This window comes from Actinomycetota bacterium (assembly GCA_030776625.1).
GTDB lineage: Bacteria > Actinomycetota > CADDZG01 > CADDZG01 > WHSQ01 > MB1-2.
Genome location: JALYHL010000001.1, coordinates 285724 through 303015, shown reverse-complemented (window position 1 = coordinate 303015; position 17292 = coordinate 285724). Strand labels below are relative to the sequence as shown.

The window sequence follows — 17292 nt, the reverse complement described above, 5'->3', positions numbered from 1 at the left end:
TTTCGCCCCCACGAGCGACACGTTCAAGGGGTTCCAGTGAGACAGAACCAGGGGCGGGATTCGGTACGGGATGATGGTTCGATGACCGCTTCGGCCGCTCCGCTGGATCGTTTCTCGGCCCCCACCACAGCGTGGTTCTCGAGCGCGTTCGAGTCGCCGACCGCGGCGCAGTCCGGTGCGTGGGAGGCGATCTCTTCTGGACGCGACGCTCTCGTGATCGCCCCGACGGGATCCGGCAAGACGCTCGCTGCGTTCCTGTGGTCGCTGGACAAGCTGGCGACGGCCGCGCCGCCGCCTCCGAAGGAGCGCCTCCGGGTGCTCTACGTCTCCCCTCTGAAGGCGTTGGCCGTAGACGTCGAGCGCAACCTACGTTCACCCCTCGCAGGCATCAGGGGGGCCGCGCTGCGCCTCGAGATCGAGCCTCCCGACATAGCGGTCGGGATCCGAACCGGCGACACCCCTCAGGAGGAGAGGAGACGGTTCGCGTCGACGCCGCCAGACATCTTGATCACCACGCCGGAGTCTCTGTTCCTGTTGTTGACCTCGCAGGCACGCGAGGCGCTGCGCTTCGTCGACACCGTCATCGTCGACGAGGTCCATGCCGTTGCTGCGACCAAGCGCGGCGCCCATCTCGCGCTCAGTCTTGAACGCCTGGACGAGTTGCTTCCGCAGCCGGCCCAACGGATCGGGCTGTCGGCCACGGTTCGGCCGGTGGAGGAGGTTGCCCGGTTCCTCGCTGGGGGCCGTGGCGTGGACGTGGTCGCTCCTCCGACCGATAAGCGTTTCGATCTGTCGGTGGTTGTGCCGGTGGAGGACATGGGTGCGATCGGCGAGCTCACCGGAGACCTCCGCAGCGGCGACGTCGTCGGTCCAGAGGAACGCACCAGCATCTGGCCGCACGTCGAGGAGTCGCTGCTGTCTCTGATCCGCGAGCACAACAGCACCATCGTGTTCGCGAACTCGCGGCGGTTGGCGGAACGTCTGTGCGGACGTCTGAACGAGCTGGCGGAGGAAGAGGTGGCGCGAGCGCACCACGGTTCCGTAAGCCGCGAGCAGCGAATGTTGATCGAGGACGAACTAAAAGCGGGGCGGCTTCCGGCGGTGGTCGCGACCAGCTCGCTGGAGCTGGGGATCGACATGGGTGCGGTAGACCTCGTGGTCCAGGTGGAAGCGCCGGACAGCGTCGCCTCCGGTCTCCAACGGTTCGGGCGGGGCGGTCACCAGGTAGGCGCCGTTAGCAGCGGTGTCTTCTATCCGAAGTACCGCGGTGACCTCGTCGAGTGTGCGGTGGTCGCCGAGCGCATCGCCGCAGGTGAGATCGAAGCGATCTCGTTCCCGCGCAACCCGCTGGACGTGTTGGCCCAACAGATCGTGGCGCTGGTCGCGATGGACGAGTGGAAGGTCGACGAGCTGGAGGGGCTGGTACGACGTTCCGCTCCGTTCGCGGAGCTCCCGCGCTCCGCCCTCGAAGGTGTGCTCGACATGCTCTCGGGACGGTACCCGTCGGACGAGTTCGCCGAGCTGCGTCCAAGGATCAACTGGGACAGGACCTCGGACGTGCTTACGGCTCGGCCGCAGGCGCAGCGGCTCGCGGTCACGTCCGGAGGGACGATCCCCGACCGCGGCCTCTTCGGCGTCTTCATCGCAGGCGAGAAGGGCTCGCGCGTCGGCGAGCTCGACGAGGAGATGGTGTACGAGAGCCGTGTCGGCGACACCTTCGTCCTCGGTGCGTCGACGTGGCTGATCGAGGAGATCACACACGACCGCGTGCTCGTGACGCCCGCACCGGGCCAAGTTGGAAAGATGCCTTTCTGGCACGGCGACGCGCCCGGGCGCGACCCGGAGCTCGGCCGCGCTATCGGCGGGTTCATCCGCGAGCTGACGAGCCTCGAGCGGGACGCGCAGGCTGAACGTCTTGCGGCCGCGGGGCTCGACGACCTCGCGGCCAACAACCTCGTCGCTTACCTGCAGGAGCAGAAGGACGCTGTAGGTGTGCTGCCGGACGATCGCACGATCGTCGTCGAACGTTTCCGCGACGAGCTCGGGGATTGGCGCGTGTGCATCCACTCACCTTTCGGCGCGCGCGTGCATGCTCCGTGGGCGCAGGCGATCGAGGCGAAGGTGCGTGATCGCCTCGGCCTCGAGGTTCAGTCGATGTACACCGACGACGGGATCGTGATCCGTCTGCCGGACGCGGACGAACCTCCTCCGAATGACCTCGTGCTGTTCGACCCCGAAGAGGTCGAGGAGTTGGTGGTCGGCATCCTCGGCGGCTCCGCTTTGTTCGCCAGCCGCTTCCGCGAGTGCGCGGCGAGAGCTCTTCTGCTGCCCAAGAGGCGGCCCGGGTCGCGCACGCCTCTGTGGCAGCAACGGCAACGAAGCGCGCATCTCCTTCAGGTCGCGGGACGTTACGGCTCTTTCCCCATCGTGCTCGAGACGTTCCGGGAGTGTCTCCAGGACGTCTTCGACGTCCCCGCGCTGGTGGGGTTATTGCGCAGCATCGACACACGTGAGGTCCGGGTGGTGGAAGTGGAGACCCAGCAGCCGTCTCCGTTCGCAAGCTCGTTGCAGTTCTCCTACGTCAGCGCGTTCATGTACGAAGGCGACGTGCCGCTCGCCGAACGGAGAGCGCAAGCGTTGTCGCTCGACAGGTCGCTGTTGTCCGAGATCATGGGCCGTCACGAGCTCCGCGAGCTGATCGACGAGGAAGCCCTCGTCTCACTCGAGCTGGATCTTCAGATGTTGTCGGACGACAGGAAGATCCGCACCTACGACTTCCTGCACGACGCGCTTCGCGCGCTCGGGGACCTGACGACGGACGAGGTAGCCGCGCGTCTGGAGGATCCATCGCTCGCAGACAGTTGGTTAGGCGAGCTCGAGCGGGCGCGGCGGGTCTTGCGGCTGCGTGTGGCGGGTGAAGAACGCTGGGTCGCGGTGGAGGACGCGGCGCGGCTCCGCGACGCGCTCGGCGTTCCGTTGCCGATGGGTTTGCCGCAGGCTTTCCTCGAGCCCGTGCAGGATCCGCTGGGCGACGTCGTCGGGCGCTTCGCGCGAACGCGAGGCCCGTTCGTTCCCGAGGCGGCGGCGCGGCGGCTGGGGCTCGGTGCGGCGGTCGTGCAGCGCGCGTTGGAGCAGCTAGCTGCCGAGGGACGTGTGATGGCGGGGGAGTTCCGCCCCGGCGGCAGCGGCTCCGAATGGGTAGACGTGGAGGTCCTGCGGAAGCTACGGCGTCGCTCGTTGGCGGCCTTCCGCAAGGAGGTCGAGCCGGTGGCGCCCGACGTGCTGGCCCGGTTCGCACTCGCGTGGCAGGGGATAGGGCCGGCCGGACCGCGCGACGCGTCGGTCGAGGCGCTGTACTCGGTCCTCCAGCAGTTACAGGGCGCGCCGGTTCCCGCTTCCGCCCTGGAGACTCAAGTTCTGCCTGCGCGTCTGCCCGGGTACTCGCCGGCCCTTCTCGACGAGCTCGGGGCCGCGGGAGAGATCGTGTGGGCCGGTGCGGGCGCGATCGGATCGACCGACGGATGGGTGACGCTCGCGCTCGCGAGCGAAGCGCCGCTTCTGTTGCCTCCGCCCGGCGAAGACGAGCCCTCGCCAACCGCGCAGCAGGTTCTCGATGCGCTTGCCGGCGGCGGGGCTCTCTTCTTCCGACAGCTGAGCCAAGCCGCCGGTTCCGTAGACGACGCCGCTCTCCTTCTTGCGCTGTGGGAGCTCGTTTGGGCCGGACGGATCACCAACGACACCTTGTCACCGCTGCGGGCACTCCTTGCCGGAAGGCCGCGGCGAACATCCGGGCGCCGCCGGCGTGGACCCAACCTCCCGTCGCGCCTCGGGCCCCCTTCGGGGTCCGGACGTTGGAGCCTTGTCCCCGAGCGCGCCGCTTCGTCCACCCGCCGCTTGCACGCCACCGCGCAGCAACTTCTGACCCGCTACGGCATCGTTACTCGCGGCTCCGTACAAGCGGAACGCGTCTCCGGAGGCTTCGCCGCGGTCTACGGCGTGCTGAAAGCGTTCGAAGACGCGGGTCGTTGCCGTCGCGGTTACTTCGTCGAGGGCCTGGGCGGCGCACAGTTCGCACTGGCGGGGGCCGTCGATCGCATGCGCGCGCTGGCCGACACACGGTCCGACGCGGTGACGCAGGTGCTCGCAGCGGCAGACCCGGCGAATCCCTACGGTGCAGCGCTGCCGTGGCCCGAGCGTGAGGGCGAACGAGGGCACCGCCCCGGGCGGAAGGCAGGTGCCGTCGTGGTGATCGTGAACGGGCACCTGGTCTTCTATGTGGAGAAGGGCGGCAAGAGCCTGTTGTCGTACCCGCACGCGGATGACGTCATCGAGCCGGCGGTGGACGCGCTGGTGCTGGCGGCTCACGACGGGATCCTCGGCAAGTTGGCGGTGGAGAAGGCGGATGGCGAACCGGTCCTCGATGCGCCGTTCGCCGGAGCATTGGTAGAGGCAGGGTTCCGTCCGACGTCGCGTGGGTTGAGGTTGCGTGCCTGAAGGCGACACCGTCTATCTCTCGGCGACACGGCTGCGCGCCGCGCTGCGAGACGAGCAGCTGACGAAGTCCGACTTCCGCGTGCCCGCGCTTGCAACGATCGATCTGTCTGGACGTGCGGTGGAAGACGTAGTGCCGCGTGGCAAGCACCTCCTCTTCCGGATCCAAGGCGGGCTCACGCTCCACACGCACTACAAGATGGACGGGAGCTGGCACCTGTACCGTCACGGCGAGAGATGGAGGGGGCCGCAGTTCGAGGTGCGAGCCGTGTTGAAGAACCGCTCGCGTGTTGCGGTCGGGTTCCGCCTTGCGATCGTCCAGCTGATCGAGACCAAGCACGAGGTTCAGGTCGTCGGGCATCTGGGCCCTGACCCTCTGGGCGAAGACTGGGACGCAGCGCGCGTGGTCGCATCGCTGCGCGCGCATCCGGACGAAGAGATCGGCGCGTTGTTGCTCGACCAACGGATCGTTGCGGGTCCGGGTAACGTCTACAAATCCGAGGTGTGCTTCCTGGCGGGCGTCGACCCGCAGACCCCGGCGGGCAAGGTGGCGGACCTCGATCGACTGGTGGATCTGCTGGCGCGGCTGATGCTGGCGAATCGAACCACCGGCACCCAGATCACGACCGGCGACCTCCGGCCGGGTCGTCAGCGGTGGGTATACGGTCGCGCGGAACAACCTTGTTTCAGATGCGGGACCCGGATCCGGCGGAGGGAGCAGGACGGGTTCGGCGGCGACAGAGTGACCTTCTGGTGCCCGACGTGCCAGCCTGTCGCCCCTGCATCGATAGCCCGCACCACGTCAACGGCGATGAGAGAGGGCTGAGCTTGCGAAGAACGGGTGAAGTCGTCACCCCGGGACCGTGGGGAGACGCCGGTTCGTCGGACACGATGACCTGGTTGGCCAGCCTTCTCTGTGACGAGGGAATGAACCTGATGGACGTCACCGAGGAGGAGCTAAAGCGCGGCACCCCGGTCTTCGTGCAGGCGGACTCGGACGTGCTCGAGGTGCAGAGGCGGATGGCGCACCACCACATCCGGCTCCTGCCCGTGCTCGCGGACGGCGTTCTGATCGGGGTGGTCGATCTCGTCGAGCTTGCGCGCCGCGAGGACCTCGATTCGGGAGAGGTGCTCCCGGGCTAAAGGAGGCTGGTTCCGCCGGCTCGCCGAAAGCCCTAGGCTGGACGTCACGACCAGGGGGTCAGGAGGCCTGATGTACGACGCTTTCAAAGACCAGCTGCCCGACATCGATCCGGACGAGACACAAGACTGGATCGAGTCGCTTGATCAGGTGATCGATCACTCTCCGGCTCGCGCTCGCTTCCTGCTCCACAGGATCATGTTGCACGCGCGCTCGCGCCAGATCGGGCTGCCGTCGATGGTCTCCACCGACTACATCAACACGATCGCTCCCGAACAGGAGCCTTACTTCCCGGGCAACGAGGACATAGAGCGACGGATCCGGCAGATCGTTCGGTGGAACGCGGCCGTCATGGTGACGCGCGCGAACAAGGCGCACGACGGCATCGGCGGGCACATCTCCACCTATGCGTCGTCGGCGGCCCTGTACGAGGTCGGCTTCAATCACTTCTTCCGCGGCCGTGACGCGACCGGGGGTGGTGACCAGGTCTTCATCCAAGGCCACGGCGCCCCGGGGATCTATGCCCGGGCCTTCCTGGAGGGCCGCATCAGCGAGGACCAGCTCGAGAACTTCCGCCAGGAGAGCGGCGGGAAAGGGTTGTCGTCCTACCCGCACCCGCGGCTCATGCCGAACTTCTGGGAGTTCCCGACCGTATCGATGGGGCTGTCTCCTCTGAACGCCGTTTACCAGGCCCGCTTCAACAGGTACCTGCAGCACCGCGGCATCAAGGACACGTCGCAGCAGCGCGTGTGGTCGTTTCTCGGCGACGGCGAGATGGACGAGCCCGAGTCGATGGCGGGGTTGTCGCTGGCGGCACGTGAGCGGCTCGACAACCTCATCTTCGTCGTCAACTGCAACCTTCAGCGCCTCGACGGGCCGGTGCGCGGCAACGGCAAGGTCATTCAGGAGCTCGAGTCGATCTTCCGCGGCGCCGGCTGGCACGTCATCAAGGTCGTGTGGGGCCGGGAGTGGGACGACCTCCTGGCGCGCGATTCGGACGGGGCGTTGGTGCACAAGATGAACTCCACGCTCGATGGCGAGTTCCAGAAGTACGTCGTCGAGTCCGGCGCCTATATCCGGGAGCACTTCTTTGGTCCCGACCCGCGCCTGCAGGAGATGGTGAAGCACCTGTCGGATGACGACCTGCGCAAGCTGAAGCGTGGGGGCCACGACTACCGGAAGCTCTACGCCGCGTACCGCACCGCGATCGACCTCAAGGAGAAGCCGGTCGTGATCCTGGCCAAGACGGTCAAGGGGTGGGGCCTGGGCCAGTCGTTCGAGGCGCGCAACGTGACGCACCAGATGAAGAAGCTCGCCGAGGAAGAGCTGCGCGTGTTCCGCGACCGGCTCGAGATCCCCATCGAGGACAAGGACATCAGCGAGGGCTGCGCGCCCTACTACCACCCGGGCAAGGACTCGACCGAGATCCAGTACATGATCGCGAGACGTCACGCGCTCGGTGGCTTCATCCCCGAGCGCCGCAGCCGGCACGTCGAGATCGAGTTCCCCAAGAGCGACCTCTATGACGAGTTCTCGAAGGGCACGAAGCAGAACGTTGCCACGACCATGGCCTTCGTTCGCTTGCTGCGGAAGTTGCTGAGGGACAAGAAGATCGGCAAGCGCGTGGTGCCGATCATCCCCGACGAGGCGCGCACCTTCGGGATGGAGTCACTGTTCCCGGACTTCAAGATCTACGCGGCCAACGGGCAGCTCTACGACCCCGTCGACTCGGCCCTCTTGCTCGCGTACCGGGAATCACAGCAAGGCCAGATTCTCGAAGAGGGCATCACCGAGGCGGGGTCGATGGGTTCGTTCACCGCGGCCGGCACGTCGTACGCGACCCACGGCGAGCCGATGATCCCGTTCTTCATCTTCTACTCGATGTTCGGCTTCCAGCGCATCGCGGATCAGATCTGGTCCTTCGGCGACCAGAGGGGCCGCGGGTTCCTGCTCGGTGCCACTTACGGGCGCACCGCGCTGAACGGCGAGGGACTCCAACACCAGGACGGACACACCTTGTTGATGGCGACGACGAATCCAGCGTGTCTGTCGTACGACCCGGCGTTCGCGTACGAGGTCGCGACGATCGTGCGCGAGGGGATGCGCAGGATGTACGAGCAGGACGAGGACGTCTTCTACTACGTCACGCTCTACAACGAGCCTTACCCGCAGCCCGTGATGCCGGACGGCGTCGAAGAGGGGATCCTGCGTGGCATCTACAGGTTCAGCGAGGCCCCAGAGCGCAAGCACAAGGTGCAGCTGTTCGGTTCGGGCAACATGGTGCCGCAGACGCTGAAGGCGCAGCAGCTGCTGGTGGACGAGTGGGACGTGAGCGCCGACGTATGGAGCGTTCCGTCGTACCAGCAACTTCGGGTCGACGCGCTGGAGGCCGAGCGATGGAACCGCCTGCATCCGGAAGAGCCGCGCCGGATGCCGTACGTGTCGCGGGCTCTCGAGAACGCGGAGGGTCCTGTCATCGCCGCGAGCGACTCGATCAAGGCGGTCCCCGATCAGGTCGCGCGCTGGATCCCCGCTCCGTTCGTTCCGCTTGGGACCGACGGCTTCGGACGCTCCGACACGCGCGCAGCGCTGCGGCGCCACTTCGAGATCGACGCGGAGAGCATCGTCGTCGCAACGCTCGCGGCGCTCGCCGAGTTCGGTGACCTGAAGCCCGAGACGGTCACAGAAGCCATCACGCGCTACGGGATCGAACCCGACCGCACCCCGCCGTTCTTCGCCTGAGCGATCGGCGTCTGATGGAGATCTTCCGCACAGATGATGCGCGCTTCGAGCACCTGCCCGGATACGACTTCGACCCGCACTATCTAGATCTCGGCGGGGCCCTCGACGGGTTGCGGATGCACTACGTCGACGAGGGTCAGGGCGCCCCGATCCTTCTTCTCCACGGCGAGCCGACCTGGGCCTATCTCTACCGCAAGATGATCCCGCCGCTGGCGGAGGGCGCACGCGTGGTGGTCCCGGACCTGATCGGCTTCGGACGCTCGGACAAGCCGACCGAGCGCGACTGGTACAGCTACGAACGTCACGTCGACTCGATCGTCCAGCTGATCCAGCACCTGGATCTCCAGTCGATCACGCTGGTGGTACAGGACTGGGGCGGTCCGATCGGGTTGCGGGTGGCGGTGACTCATCGGGACCGGTTCGCGAACCTCGTGATCCTGAACACCGGCATCTTCCGGCCCGGCCCGAACTGGCCGACCGAAGGCTTCATGAGGTGGCGCAACTTCGCGGAGCGCAACCCGGACCTTCCTGTTGGTTTCGTGCTGCAGGGGGCGACCTCTACCGACCTATCGGAAGAGGTGATCGCGGCTTACGAAGCTCCGTTCCCTACCGCGGAGTCGAAGGCCGGCGCCGCCGCCTTCCCGTTGTTGGTCCCCCTGCGCGAGGGTGACCCGGGCGCTGCAGAGATGGCGCATACGGGCGACGCGCTGGAGATGTGGAACAAGCCCGCGCTCGTCGCCTTCTCGGACCAGGACCCTGTCTTTCCGCAACGCGCCGGAGAGAAGCTTGCTCAGCGCATACCTTCGGCGATATTCGTACCGATCTCCGGCGCCTCGCATTTCCTGCAGGAAGACAAGGGTCAAGAGATCGCTGCGTTGGTGCGCGACTGGCTCGGCATCTGAAGCAACGGGAACTAGGCGGGCTGGACCTTCCGGCCCGAGGCATCCATACCGAACAGCTGAAAGGCCACATCGACGGACAGGCCGATGCCGAGCGCGAACACCGCGGTGCCGACGCCGATGCTTCCCCCGAGCAGGAACCCGAGCAGGAGAGCCGTGCCCTCGATGATGGCTCGTGCTATCCCCACACGGATCCCCGCACGGGTCGCGACCGCGATCATGAGGCTGTCGCGCGGTCCCGCGCCGAGACCGGCGCCTATGTAGAGCGCGGAGCCGATCCCCGTGACCACGATCCCGCCGAGCATGACGATGAACCGGATCCACACCGACATGTCATCGAGGCCCGCGCCGATCCCCGTCGCCAACATCAGGTCGGCGAACGCACCTATAAGGATCATGTTCGCGATGGTCCCGGGGCCGGGCTTGATCCCCGCGACGAGGCTTCCCAGCACGAGGACGAGCCCGATGAGGATCACGGCCTGACCGAACGTGACCGGCGAGTTGCGTCTCACCCCGTCGGCCAGCACGTCCCACGGTGACAGCCCGAGCGACGCGCGCAGGAACATGACGGTTCCGAGCGCGAACAGCCACAACCCCAGAAGCAGCCTCACCCAGCGGGTGAGGCCGGATGGGTTGTCTTTTATCTGAGCTTCGGGCCTCCGACGAGGCGACCGACGACCGCGTCAGACCCGAGGTTGCTCGCCCCGGCGGCCGTTGCGCAGATCGACGTGCATCCGTCGACGAACGCCGCCCACGGGGTGCCGTCGCGACCGATCACGATATCGATGAAGTCGAAGACGGCTCGACAACGACCCGGTCCGCAGGTGTCTCGGATCAGCGGGTCTTTCTTCTCGTTCACCGTGCCGCTGTAGAACAGGGGCTCGTCGTCCAGCGCGTTCGCGCTGATCGTCATGTAACCGTTCCACGTGACCTTCTTGTATCCCTCTCGGGTACAGGAACCCAGTGCGGTGCATTCGTTTGCGTTCTCTTCCCTGCCGGGACGGAACGGCGAGTTCTCGCTGCCCATGTACACGATCGCGACCTTCCCGGGTGCACCCACGTCCAGACCCGGCAGGTTGGCCTCTTTCACACCTGGGGGAGCGATCATCTGGGGCTTCGACCAGGTCTTGCCGCCGTTCTTGGAGATCACGAGGTACGGCAGACGGTCCCGAGCGACCCACGCGTAGTAGATGTTGCCCTTGGAGTCGGTGGCGACACCGGCCTCGTGCGTCGAGGTGCCGATCTTCGCAACCTGTACGCGGTTCCACGTCTTTCCCTCGTCCTTGCTGATCGAGAGGAACGGCTGCCCGCAGTGGCCCTTGGGGAGGTACACGGTTCCGTCGTGTCCGACGTAGCCGTGGGCGTGGAGCCCGCCGCAGAAGTTGTCGTCCTGCTCTCCGGCTTCGGGGTCGATGCCGGGGTAAGCGGGAGCCCCCGTGGGCGAGAAGGACAAACCACCGTCGAGCGACTTCGAGCACGACGAGCTACCAACGTCGTTCCAGCAGTAGTAGACGATGTTCTTGTAACCGACAGTCGGGCTGTTGACCGGTGGCCCCGCGAACAGCGTCTGGTGGTCGTTGACCGGGCGGCCGCAGGCGATGGGGTTGGTGATGTACGACTTCCCCTTGTCGTCGCTAAACGACAGGTAGGAGCACGCTACCGTCAGGTCGATCGTGAAGATGCGGTCGGTCCGCGGGTCCACGTACACGTACGGGTCGAACGACAGAGCGTGCGTGTTACGGCCGCCGGGGAGCTCCGGCGAGCGGAGGTCCCAGGTCTGCCCGTTGTCACCCGAGTGGGCCACCTCGATCCTGGTGTTCGTCTGGAACGCGGCGTAATAGACGTCGCCGTTCTTCGTGAGGCCCAGCGTCGGCTCCACGCCCTGGAGCTGCGTCCCGTCGACCTTGATGCGGTGGAGCTTCGCGTCGGGTGCATTGGCACGGGCCGCGGCGGTGTTCACCTCGGCGGCTCCACTGCGGTGGGCGACAGCGCGTCCTCCCGATCCGTCGTTGGAGCTGGCGTCGGCGGGTGGCACCTCGGGGAGTGCGCTGAAGGCCATGGCGAAGGTGACCGCAAGAGCAGCCAGGAACAGGGGGCGTCGCGCCTGCAGTCTCATCCGAGGAACCTCCGCAATGTCGGTTTTGATGGGTTGCGTCAAGGTTCGCCCCGTTAGGGGACGCTCCTGCGGTACGCGTCTGTTTTGCCCGATTCCGCCACGCCCACACCGGACCAACGTCGAAGCCTCAAGCCGTCAGCGGGATGAGCCGATGCACACAGTGACTAGTTCATCGGAACTAGAGCACTTCTAGCCACGGAGAGTGACGGTGAAGCCGGTCTCGGGGGGCGATGGCCGGGTGCCGAGGGGGACCTTCTTCCCAGCCGTCTTGTTGCTGTTCGGGACGGCAGCTTTGGTGCCGTTCGTGTTCAGCTACTTCGTCGACGACCCGTTCCGGTGGCTGAGCGACTCGGGGCCGGCGGTGCGGGTGACGGTTCTCCTCCTCGTCGGCGTCTTCGTCGGGATCACCTGGAGAGAGCACCGGCGCGCGGCTGCCGCGGCCGCGGCCGAGCGCCGGCGGGTCCTGCTCGACACCCTCCTCGACAGCCGGCTCGCCATCATCGAGCGGCTCGTCGAGGGGCCGGATCGGCTGAAGGGCGGATTACCGCTGGAGGACGTCATGAGGTTGCTCCTGCAGGCAGCAGTGGACGGCGCCGGCGCGCAGGATGGAACGATCGACTTCTTCGAGCAGAAGGACCATGACGTCGCCGTCGTCCAGACCATCAGCAGCGATCCGGCAACCGAGGTGGGTTGGCCACGCCTTCCGTCGGTCGAGATCCCGCTCGTCCTGCACGAGCAGCTGGTCGGGCTGTTGACCCTTCACCTTTCCAAGCCGTCCGAAGCGCTGGACCGCGTCAGGCTGCACGCGCTCGAGCGGTTCGCCGGCCGCGCGGCGAAGCTCATCGAGCGGGCGAAGACCGTGGGAGCGGAGCACGCATCGGCTGCGTATCTCGAGGCCTCGAACCTGGTGAAGTCACGCTTCTTGACGACAATCTCGCACGAGCTGCGCACGCCGTTGACGTCGATCATCGGCTACACGAAGACGTTGGATAACCACTGGGACCGCCTGGAGCCCGAGCAGAAGCGGGAGTTCGTGCGAGAGATCGACAAGCAGGGGAGCCGGTTGCGGAGGCTGGTCGAGCGGATCCTGGAGGCCGCGCGCGTGGAGCTCCAGGGGGTGGTGATCCAGCCTATTCCGCACGATGTGCGGACGTCTGTTCAGAAGGCGCTGGCCCCGTTCGTCGCCACCGAAGGGCATCGGATCAAGCTGGGGCTCCCGGACGGCCCGGTTGAGGCGGAGATCGATCCTTTCGTGGTGGATCAGGTGCTTTCGAACCTGGTGGACAACGCGCTTCGGTACACCAGCGGCGACGTCAGGGTGTCATTGGACTGCTATCGGAGCTCCGTCACGATGTCCGTCACCGACCACGGAGACGGGATCGATCCGAAGCAGCTGAACCTCGTTCTGGAGCCGCTCTACCGCATCGACGAGAACGTCCAGAGCGGCACCGGGCTCGGCTTGCACATCGTCAGGACCCTGGTCGGGAGCCATGGGGGCCGAGGGGAGATCCGCAGCGGCTCGACGGGCACCAGCATCGCTATCAAGCTCCCGCGGACGACCGGAAGCCGCATCAGTGGGATGACTGCACACCCGCGAGGGATGATCCAGGCGATATAGCCCGAGCGTCTAGAGCTTCTCGATGATCATGGCCATGCCCTGGCCGCCGCCCACGCACATCGTCTCGAGGCCGATCGACGCGTTGTCATCCGAGTGCAGGTCGTTCAGCAGCGTGCACATGATGCGGGCGCCCGTCATCCCGTAGGGATGTCCGAGAGCGATGGCTCCGCCGTGGACGTTCAGCTTGTCGCCGAACGGGTCGATGCCCACCTCGCGGCACACCGGGATCACCTGCGCCGCGAACGCCTCGTTCAGCTCGACGTAATCGACGTCGTCGATCGACATGCCGGACTGCTTTAGGACCTTGCGGATCGCCTCGATCGGTCCGACGCCCATGATCTCGGGAGCGAGACCGGAGACGGACGAGGCGATGATGCGCGCCAGCGGCTTTAGGCCGAGCTGCCCGGCACGCTCCTCGCTCATCACCAGGACCGCGGCGGCGCCGTCATTCAGTGGGCATGAGTTCCCTGCCGTGACCCTGCCGTCGGGCTTGAAAGCCGGCTGCAGGCCCTGGAGCTTCTCGAGCGTCGAGCTCGCCCGCGGCCCGTCGTCCTTCTCGACGACGGTCCCGTCCGCCTTCGTGTAAGCGGTGATCTCGCGATCGAAGAAGCCGTCGTTCTGTGACTGCACCGCCCGCTCCTGAGAGCGCTGCGCGAACCTGTCCATGTCTTCGCGCGACACGTCGTACTTCTCCGCCACGTTCTCCGCCGTCATCCCCATCGGGATGTAGACGTTCGCGATCTCGGCATCGTCGCCGAACAGCTTGGGGTGCAGCTCGTCCATGTCCTTCGGGTAGCCGTCGACCTGCGAGATCGACTCCACGCCGCATGCCACGAAGGCGTCACCCTCTCCAGCCTTGATCGCGTGGAACGCCATCCTGATCGTCTGGAGGCTCGAGGCGCAGAAGCGGTTCACGGTGGTGCCGGGCACGTGCTCGGGGAGGCCGGAGAGCAGGGCCGCGCGACGCGCGAGGTTCATTCCTTGCTTCGCCTCTGGGAAGCCGCAGCCGGCCATGACGTCGACGACCTCACCGGGGTTCACCTCCGGCGCCTTCTCCATCACGGACTTGATCGCGAAGGCGAGAAGGTCGTCGGGGCGTACGTCTTGCAGCGAGCCCTTCTTAGCGCGACCGATGGGAGTACGCGCGGCGGCAACGATGACTGCTTCGGGCATGTGAGAGCTCCTTTAGCTCGATCAGCTTAGGAACGAGAGCCTAAACCGCCCCCACCGCGCCTTCTTTTCACACCTCGCTCGCCCAGCGAAACCCCGGTGGAAGAGAAGCTCTACCCCGGCTGGATCTCTAGAGACGGAAGAGCACGGCCCCAGCAAGGTTCCGCACGTCTTGTTGCTTCCACACCACGCGATACGAACCGCGGCAGGCTCGGGGGACGACGACAAACCGCGACCGCCTATCGAGCCGATCGACGTCTACGAGGTTCCAGTTCCCACGGCGCTTTCTCTGGAGTTGCACGACGCTGCCGGGCTTAGGGGGTCTTACCTCCCCGCTCGCCTTCCGGCACGATTGACGGAGCAACCTCACGTCCGCTCGAACGAAGACGTCGACCGGGATCGAGGCGCTCGACGTGCAGTTGCCGCGAGTCACCGCCCGAGCCACGTACCCCGCGCTGATGCCGGACCGCATCCCTCTCGCCCAGCTTCCATCAGCGGCAACGTCTGCCACCGCTACGTGCCCCAGCGCGTGCTCGCCGTGCTCTCTCTTGAGCAGCTGCACCGCGGACACGGCACAGTTCTCCGTGTCGACGCGGCCGCTCAAGGTGAACGACTGCTTGTACTCGACCCGGTCACGGCTCGCTTCGATCGTCGCAGTGGCCGTTCCCGGGGGCTCGGAGGGTGCGGTATGGCTGGCCGCGGTGCTCGAGGACGGCGTGGCCGAGGGTGACTGTGCCGGAGGTTCCGTTGGGGTGGAGCCGGGCGCCGGACTCTCCGACGGCGGTGCGGTCGGTGGATCCGTGGGCTGCGTTGCCGACGGCGTGGGAGAGGGGCTCTCACTCGCGGACGGAGATGCCGTGGGTGACGAGGTCGGCGTGGGTGTCGGCGTGGGTGTCGGCGTGGGTGTCGGCGTGGGTGTCGGCGTGGGTGTCGGCTGATGCTCGCTTCGTTGCTCGGGCGTCGCCACCGCCGCCAGAGGTTTTTCAGTGTGACGCCCGTAAAGCTCGCCGACGTTCTGCGGCGTTGGGGGCAGCACGACGATCCGCTGTTCGGTGTCCAGCTCGGTCAGCGGCACCGTGGTTCCGGCGTTGTCGGAGTCGGCGATCAGCAGGAGGTGAACGCCGTGGGTGCCGATCGAGCCCTGCGAGTACTGCCGATCGCCCTCCGGCGGGGGTGGGGGGTCGGTAGCGGCGTCCCAGCAAACGCGTTCGGCGTCCAGACTTCCGTCACCGTCGCTGTCGTACCGAGCATCGTCGCCGTCGTCGACGCTGCGCCCGTCAAGGTGGGGCCCGGGGTTCGAGCCGGTGCCGTCATCGAAACAGGAGTCATCGCGGTAGTAGGGCACCGCGACCGCGGCGTGTGCCGAGCCCGGCGTCACCTGCTTGATCGCGGTCCGGAAGACGAGCGTCCCGTTGCGACCGGCGATCTGCTCCCAGTTGAGCCCCGAGTTGGCACCGGAGAAGGTCGGGTCCGGGCTGTCGATGTCGTTGTAGATGCACGCGTCTTGGAGCTCGTTCCGAAGCTGCTGTGGCAACTGGTCGTAGTACGGCTTCGCCTCGCCCGTGGGGCTGCAGCTCGGGTCGTTGGGTTCGCCCACACCTTGGGTCTCGTCACCCGTGACGTCATCGAGCGTGTCAGAGACTTCATCGTTGCCGTCGTATGTCACTCCGTCGGGACCGACGTGCAGGCGCGAGTTTCCGAAGCGCTCGTCGTTCTTGCCGTCGATAGGGGCGCCGTTCGGGTTGTAAGGGTTGTAGTAGGTCTCGACCATGCCCGCGTTGTAGTCCCACTGCGCGTAGATGCCGTCTAGCGGTGGGATCACGTGGACGCGCAGGAACGCGACCATCCGGATCTCATCGCGGTAGAAGACTTCGCGGCGAACGACGTTCGTTCCGGAGTCGGCGCCCCACGTCTCGCGGATCGTACGGACGGGTCCCGACAGCTCGCCCATCAGGATGGATGACCCGCCCCAGTTGTTGACCTCTTCTTCGAAGCCGCAACAGGGCGTCCGGCCGGAGGGCCGCTGCTGGAACGCACGCGCCTTCCACTGGTCGACCAGGTCGGGGCCGTAGGTCCAGTCGTCGTTCTTCGATACCTGGAGCTCGGTGAGCAGCCAGCGGCCCTCGTATCGGAACCGGTAGCGCGGGGTGGTGATCGTCGCTTGGTCTCCGGGCCGATGTTGCCGCGGGTACTCGACCTCTTCCGTCGCCGGATCGTCCTGCGTTACGCATGTCCCCGTCGCGGGATCGAAGTACGCGCCTTTGTAGGTCGCGCCGTAATTGCTGTACGAGCTCTGGGAGAACAAGAAAACGTCAGCATCGGCGTCCCGCTGGTATCGGACGTAGCCATTCGACGCATCGAAGGCAGGGGTTGGTCCGCCGGCGGTCGCCTTCATCACGTAGACGTAGCTCACGCTCGCGTTCGCCGGATCCGCAATCGTGACCTCGTATGAATCAACGATCCCCGGGGGTAGAGGCGCGTCGTCTCCGGCCGCGGGTCCCGCGTCCTTCGCCATGAACGCGAGCTCGTCGTCGGTATCGAGTCCGGGCACGGGATCGGTCGCCGGCTCGCTCGCAGGTGCCGCCAGACACGGATTGCTCGCGTCCTCTTTGGTCCACCGGAAGCCCTCGCGGTCGAAGGCGTAGGTCAGGTGTGGGTCGGTCTCGGAATACCAGGCGAACCCGGAGTTGTTGTTCGAGATGTAGTGCTGGAACATCTCGTCGACCTGGAACGGGATCTGCTCGAAGGCCGCGCCGGTCCAGCGGTAGCCGAGCAGCTGATCCACGGGGACACCTGAGTTCTTCAGGTATTCGGACGACGAGAAGTCGGGGTCTTCGTACTGGTTATGAGTACAGGGATCCTCACCGGGCTCACCGCCCTGAGCCTCGCACTGCTTTCCCTGGTGATGGGGAGCTTCGAGAGCGACGTCGCCGACCGTCGCCCAGGTCGGGAAACTCGCGCCGCTAAGCACGACCGGCTCAGTGTCTCGAGCCGCGGCGACAGGTGAGGAGTGTTCAGGCGGAACCTGCGCAAGAGCGCGGCTCAGCCCCGCGGCCGGGAACGACGACGCGATGAGGGCGAGCGGCACCCACAAAGCAGTTCGTCGCTTCACCGC

The 17292-nt window shown here is 66.3% G+C and carries 10 protein-coding genes; 6 read left to right on the top strand and 4 right to left on the bottom strand.

Going from position 1 to position 17292, the window contains the following annotated elements:
- Window positions 1-81 precede the first annotated feature (81 nt).
- The 5 genes from M3N53_01510 (at window position 82) to M3N53_01490 (ending at window position 9276) form a co-directional block, all read left to right on the top strand.
- Window positions 82-4494: a DEAD/DEAH box helicase gene (locus M3N53_01510; GenBank protein ID MDP9067010.1), complete on the top strand. Its 4413-nt coding sequence runs from the start codon at window positions 82-84 to the stop codon at window positions 4492-4494.
- Window positions 4487-5317, top strand: coding sequence for a DNA glycosylase (locus tag M3N53_01505; protein MDP9067009.1), 831 nt, complete (start codon window positions 4487-4489; stop codon window positions 5315-5317). The genes M3N53_01510 and M3N53_01505 overlap by 8 nt, the downstream gene beginning before the upstream one ends.
- A 2-nt stretch (window positions 5318-5319) precedes the next feature.
- Entirely contained in the window at window positions 5320-5634 is a 315-nt protein-coding gene (locus tag M3N53_01500) for a CBS domain-containing protein (GenBank protein MDP9067008.1), read from the top strand.
- Window positions 5635-5704: 70 nt separating this feature from the next.
- Window positions 5705-8374 carry a pyruvate dehydrogenase (acetyl-transferring), homodimeric type gene (gene aceE / locus M3N53_01495; protein ID MDP9067007.1) on the top strand — a complete coding sequence of 890 codons (2670 nt, stop codon included), beginning with the start codon at window positions 5705-5707 and terminating at the stop codon, window positions 8372-8374.
- A 14-nt stretch (window positions 8375-8388) separates the two neighbouring features.
- Window positions 8389-9276 (top strand): haloalkane dehalogenase, encoded by an 888-nt coding sequence (locus M3N53_01490; GenBank protein ID MDP9067006.1) that lies wholly within the window; start codon window positions 8389-8391, stop codon window positions 9274-9276.
- An 11-nt stretch (window positions 9277-9287) separates the two neighbouring features.
- Here M3N53_01490 and M3N53_01485 read toward each other — a convergent pair whose 3' ends face one another.
- Together M3N53_01485 and M3N53_01480 are read right to left on the bottom strand one after the other, a co-directional pair.
- On the bottom strand, window positions 9288-9884 hold the full coding sequence (locus tag M3N53_01485; GenBank protein ID MDP9067005.1) for a hypothetical protein: 597 nt from the start codon (window positions 9882-9884) through the stop codon (window positions 9288-9290).
- Window positions 9885-9913: 29 nt separating this feature from the next.
- The gene (locus M3N53_01480) at window positions 9914-11389 is read right to left on the bottom strand and encodes a glycoside hydrolase (protein MDP9067004.1); all 1476 of its coding nucleotides are present in this window, start codon (window positions 11387-11389) and stop codon (window positions 9914-9916) included.
- 202 nt (window positions 11390-11591) lie between these two features.
- On the opposite strand from M3N53_01480, the gene M3N53_01475 reads away from it, so the two are divergent.
- The gene (locus M3N53_01475; GenBank protein MDP9067003.1) at window positions 11592-13007 is read left to right on the top strand and encodes an ATP-binding protein; all 1416 of its coding nucleotides are present in this window, start codon (window positions 11592-11594) and stop codon (window positions 13005-13007) included.
- A 9-nt stretch (window positions 13008-13016) separates the two neighbouring features.
- On the opposite strand, the gene M3N53_01470 is transcribed toward M3N53_01475, so the two are convergent.
- Window positions 13017-14180, bottom strand: coding sequence for an acetyl-CoA C-acyltransferase (locus M3N53_01470; GenBank protein MDP9067002.1), 1164 nt, complete (start codon window positions 14178-14180; stop codon window positions 13017-13019).
- Window positions 14181-14307: 127 nt separating this feature from the next.
- Window positions 14308-17289, bottom strand: a complete 2982-nt coding sequence (locus tag M3N53_01465) for a hypothetical protein (protein MDP9067001.1) — start codon at window positions 17287-17289, stop codon at window positions 14308-14310.
- Between the last annotated feature and the right edge of the window lie 3 nt (window positions 17290-17292).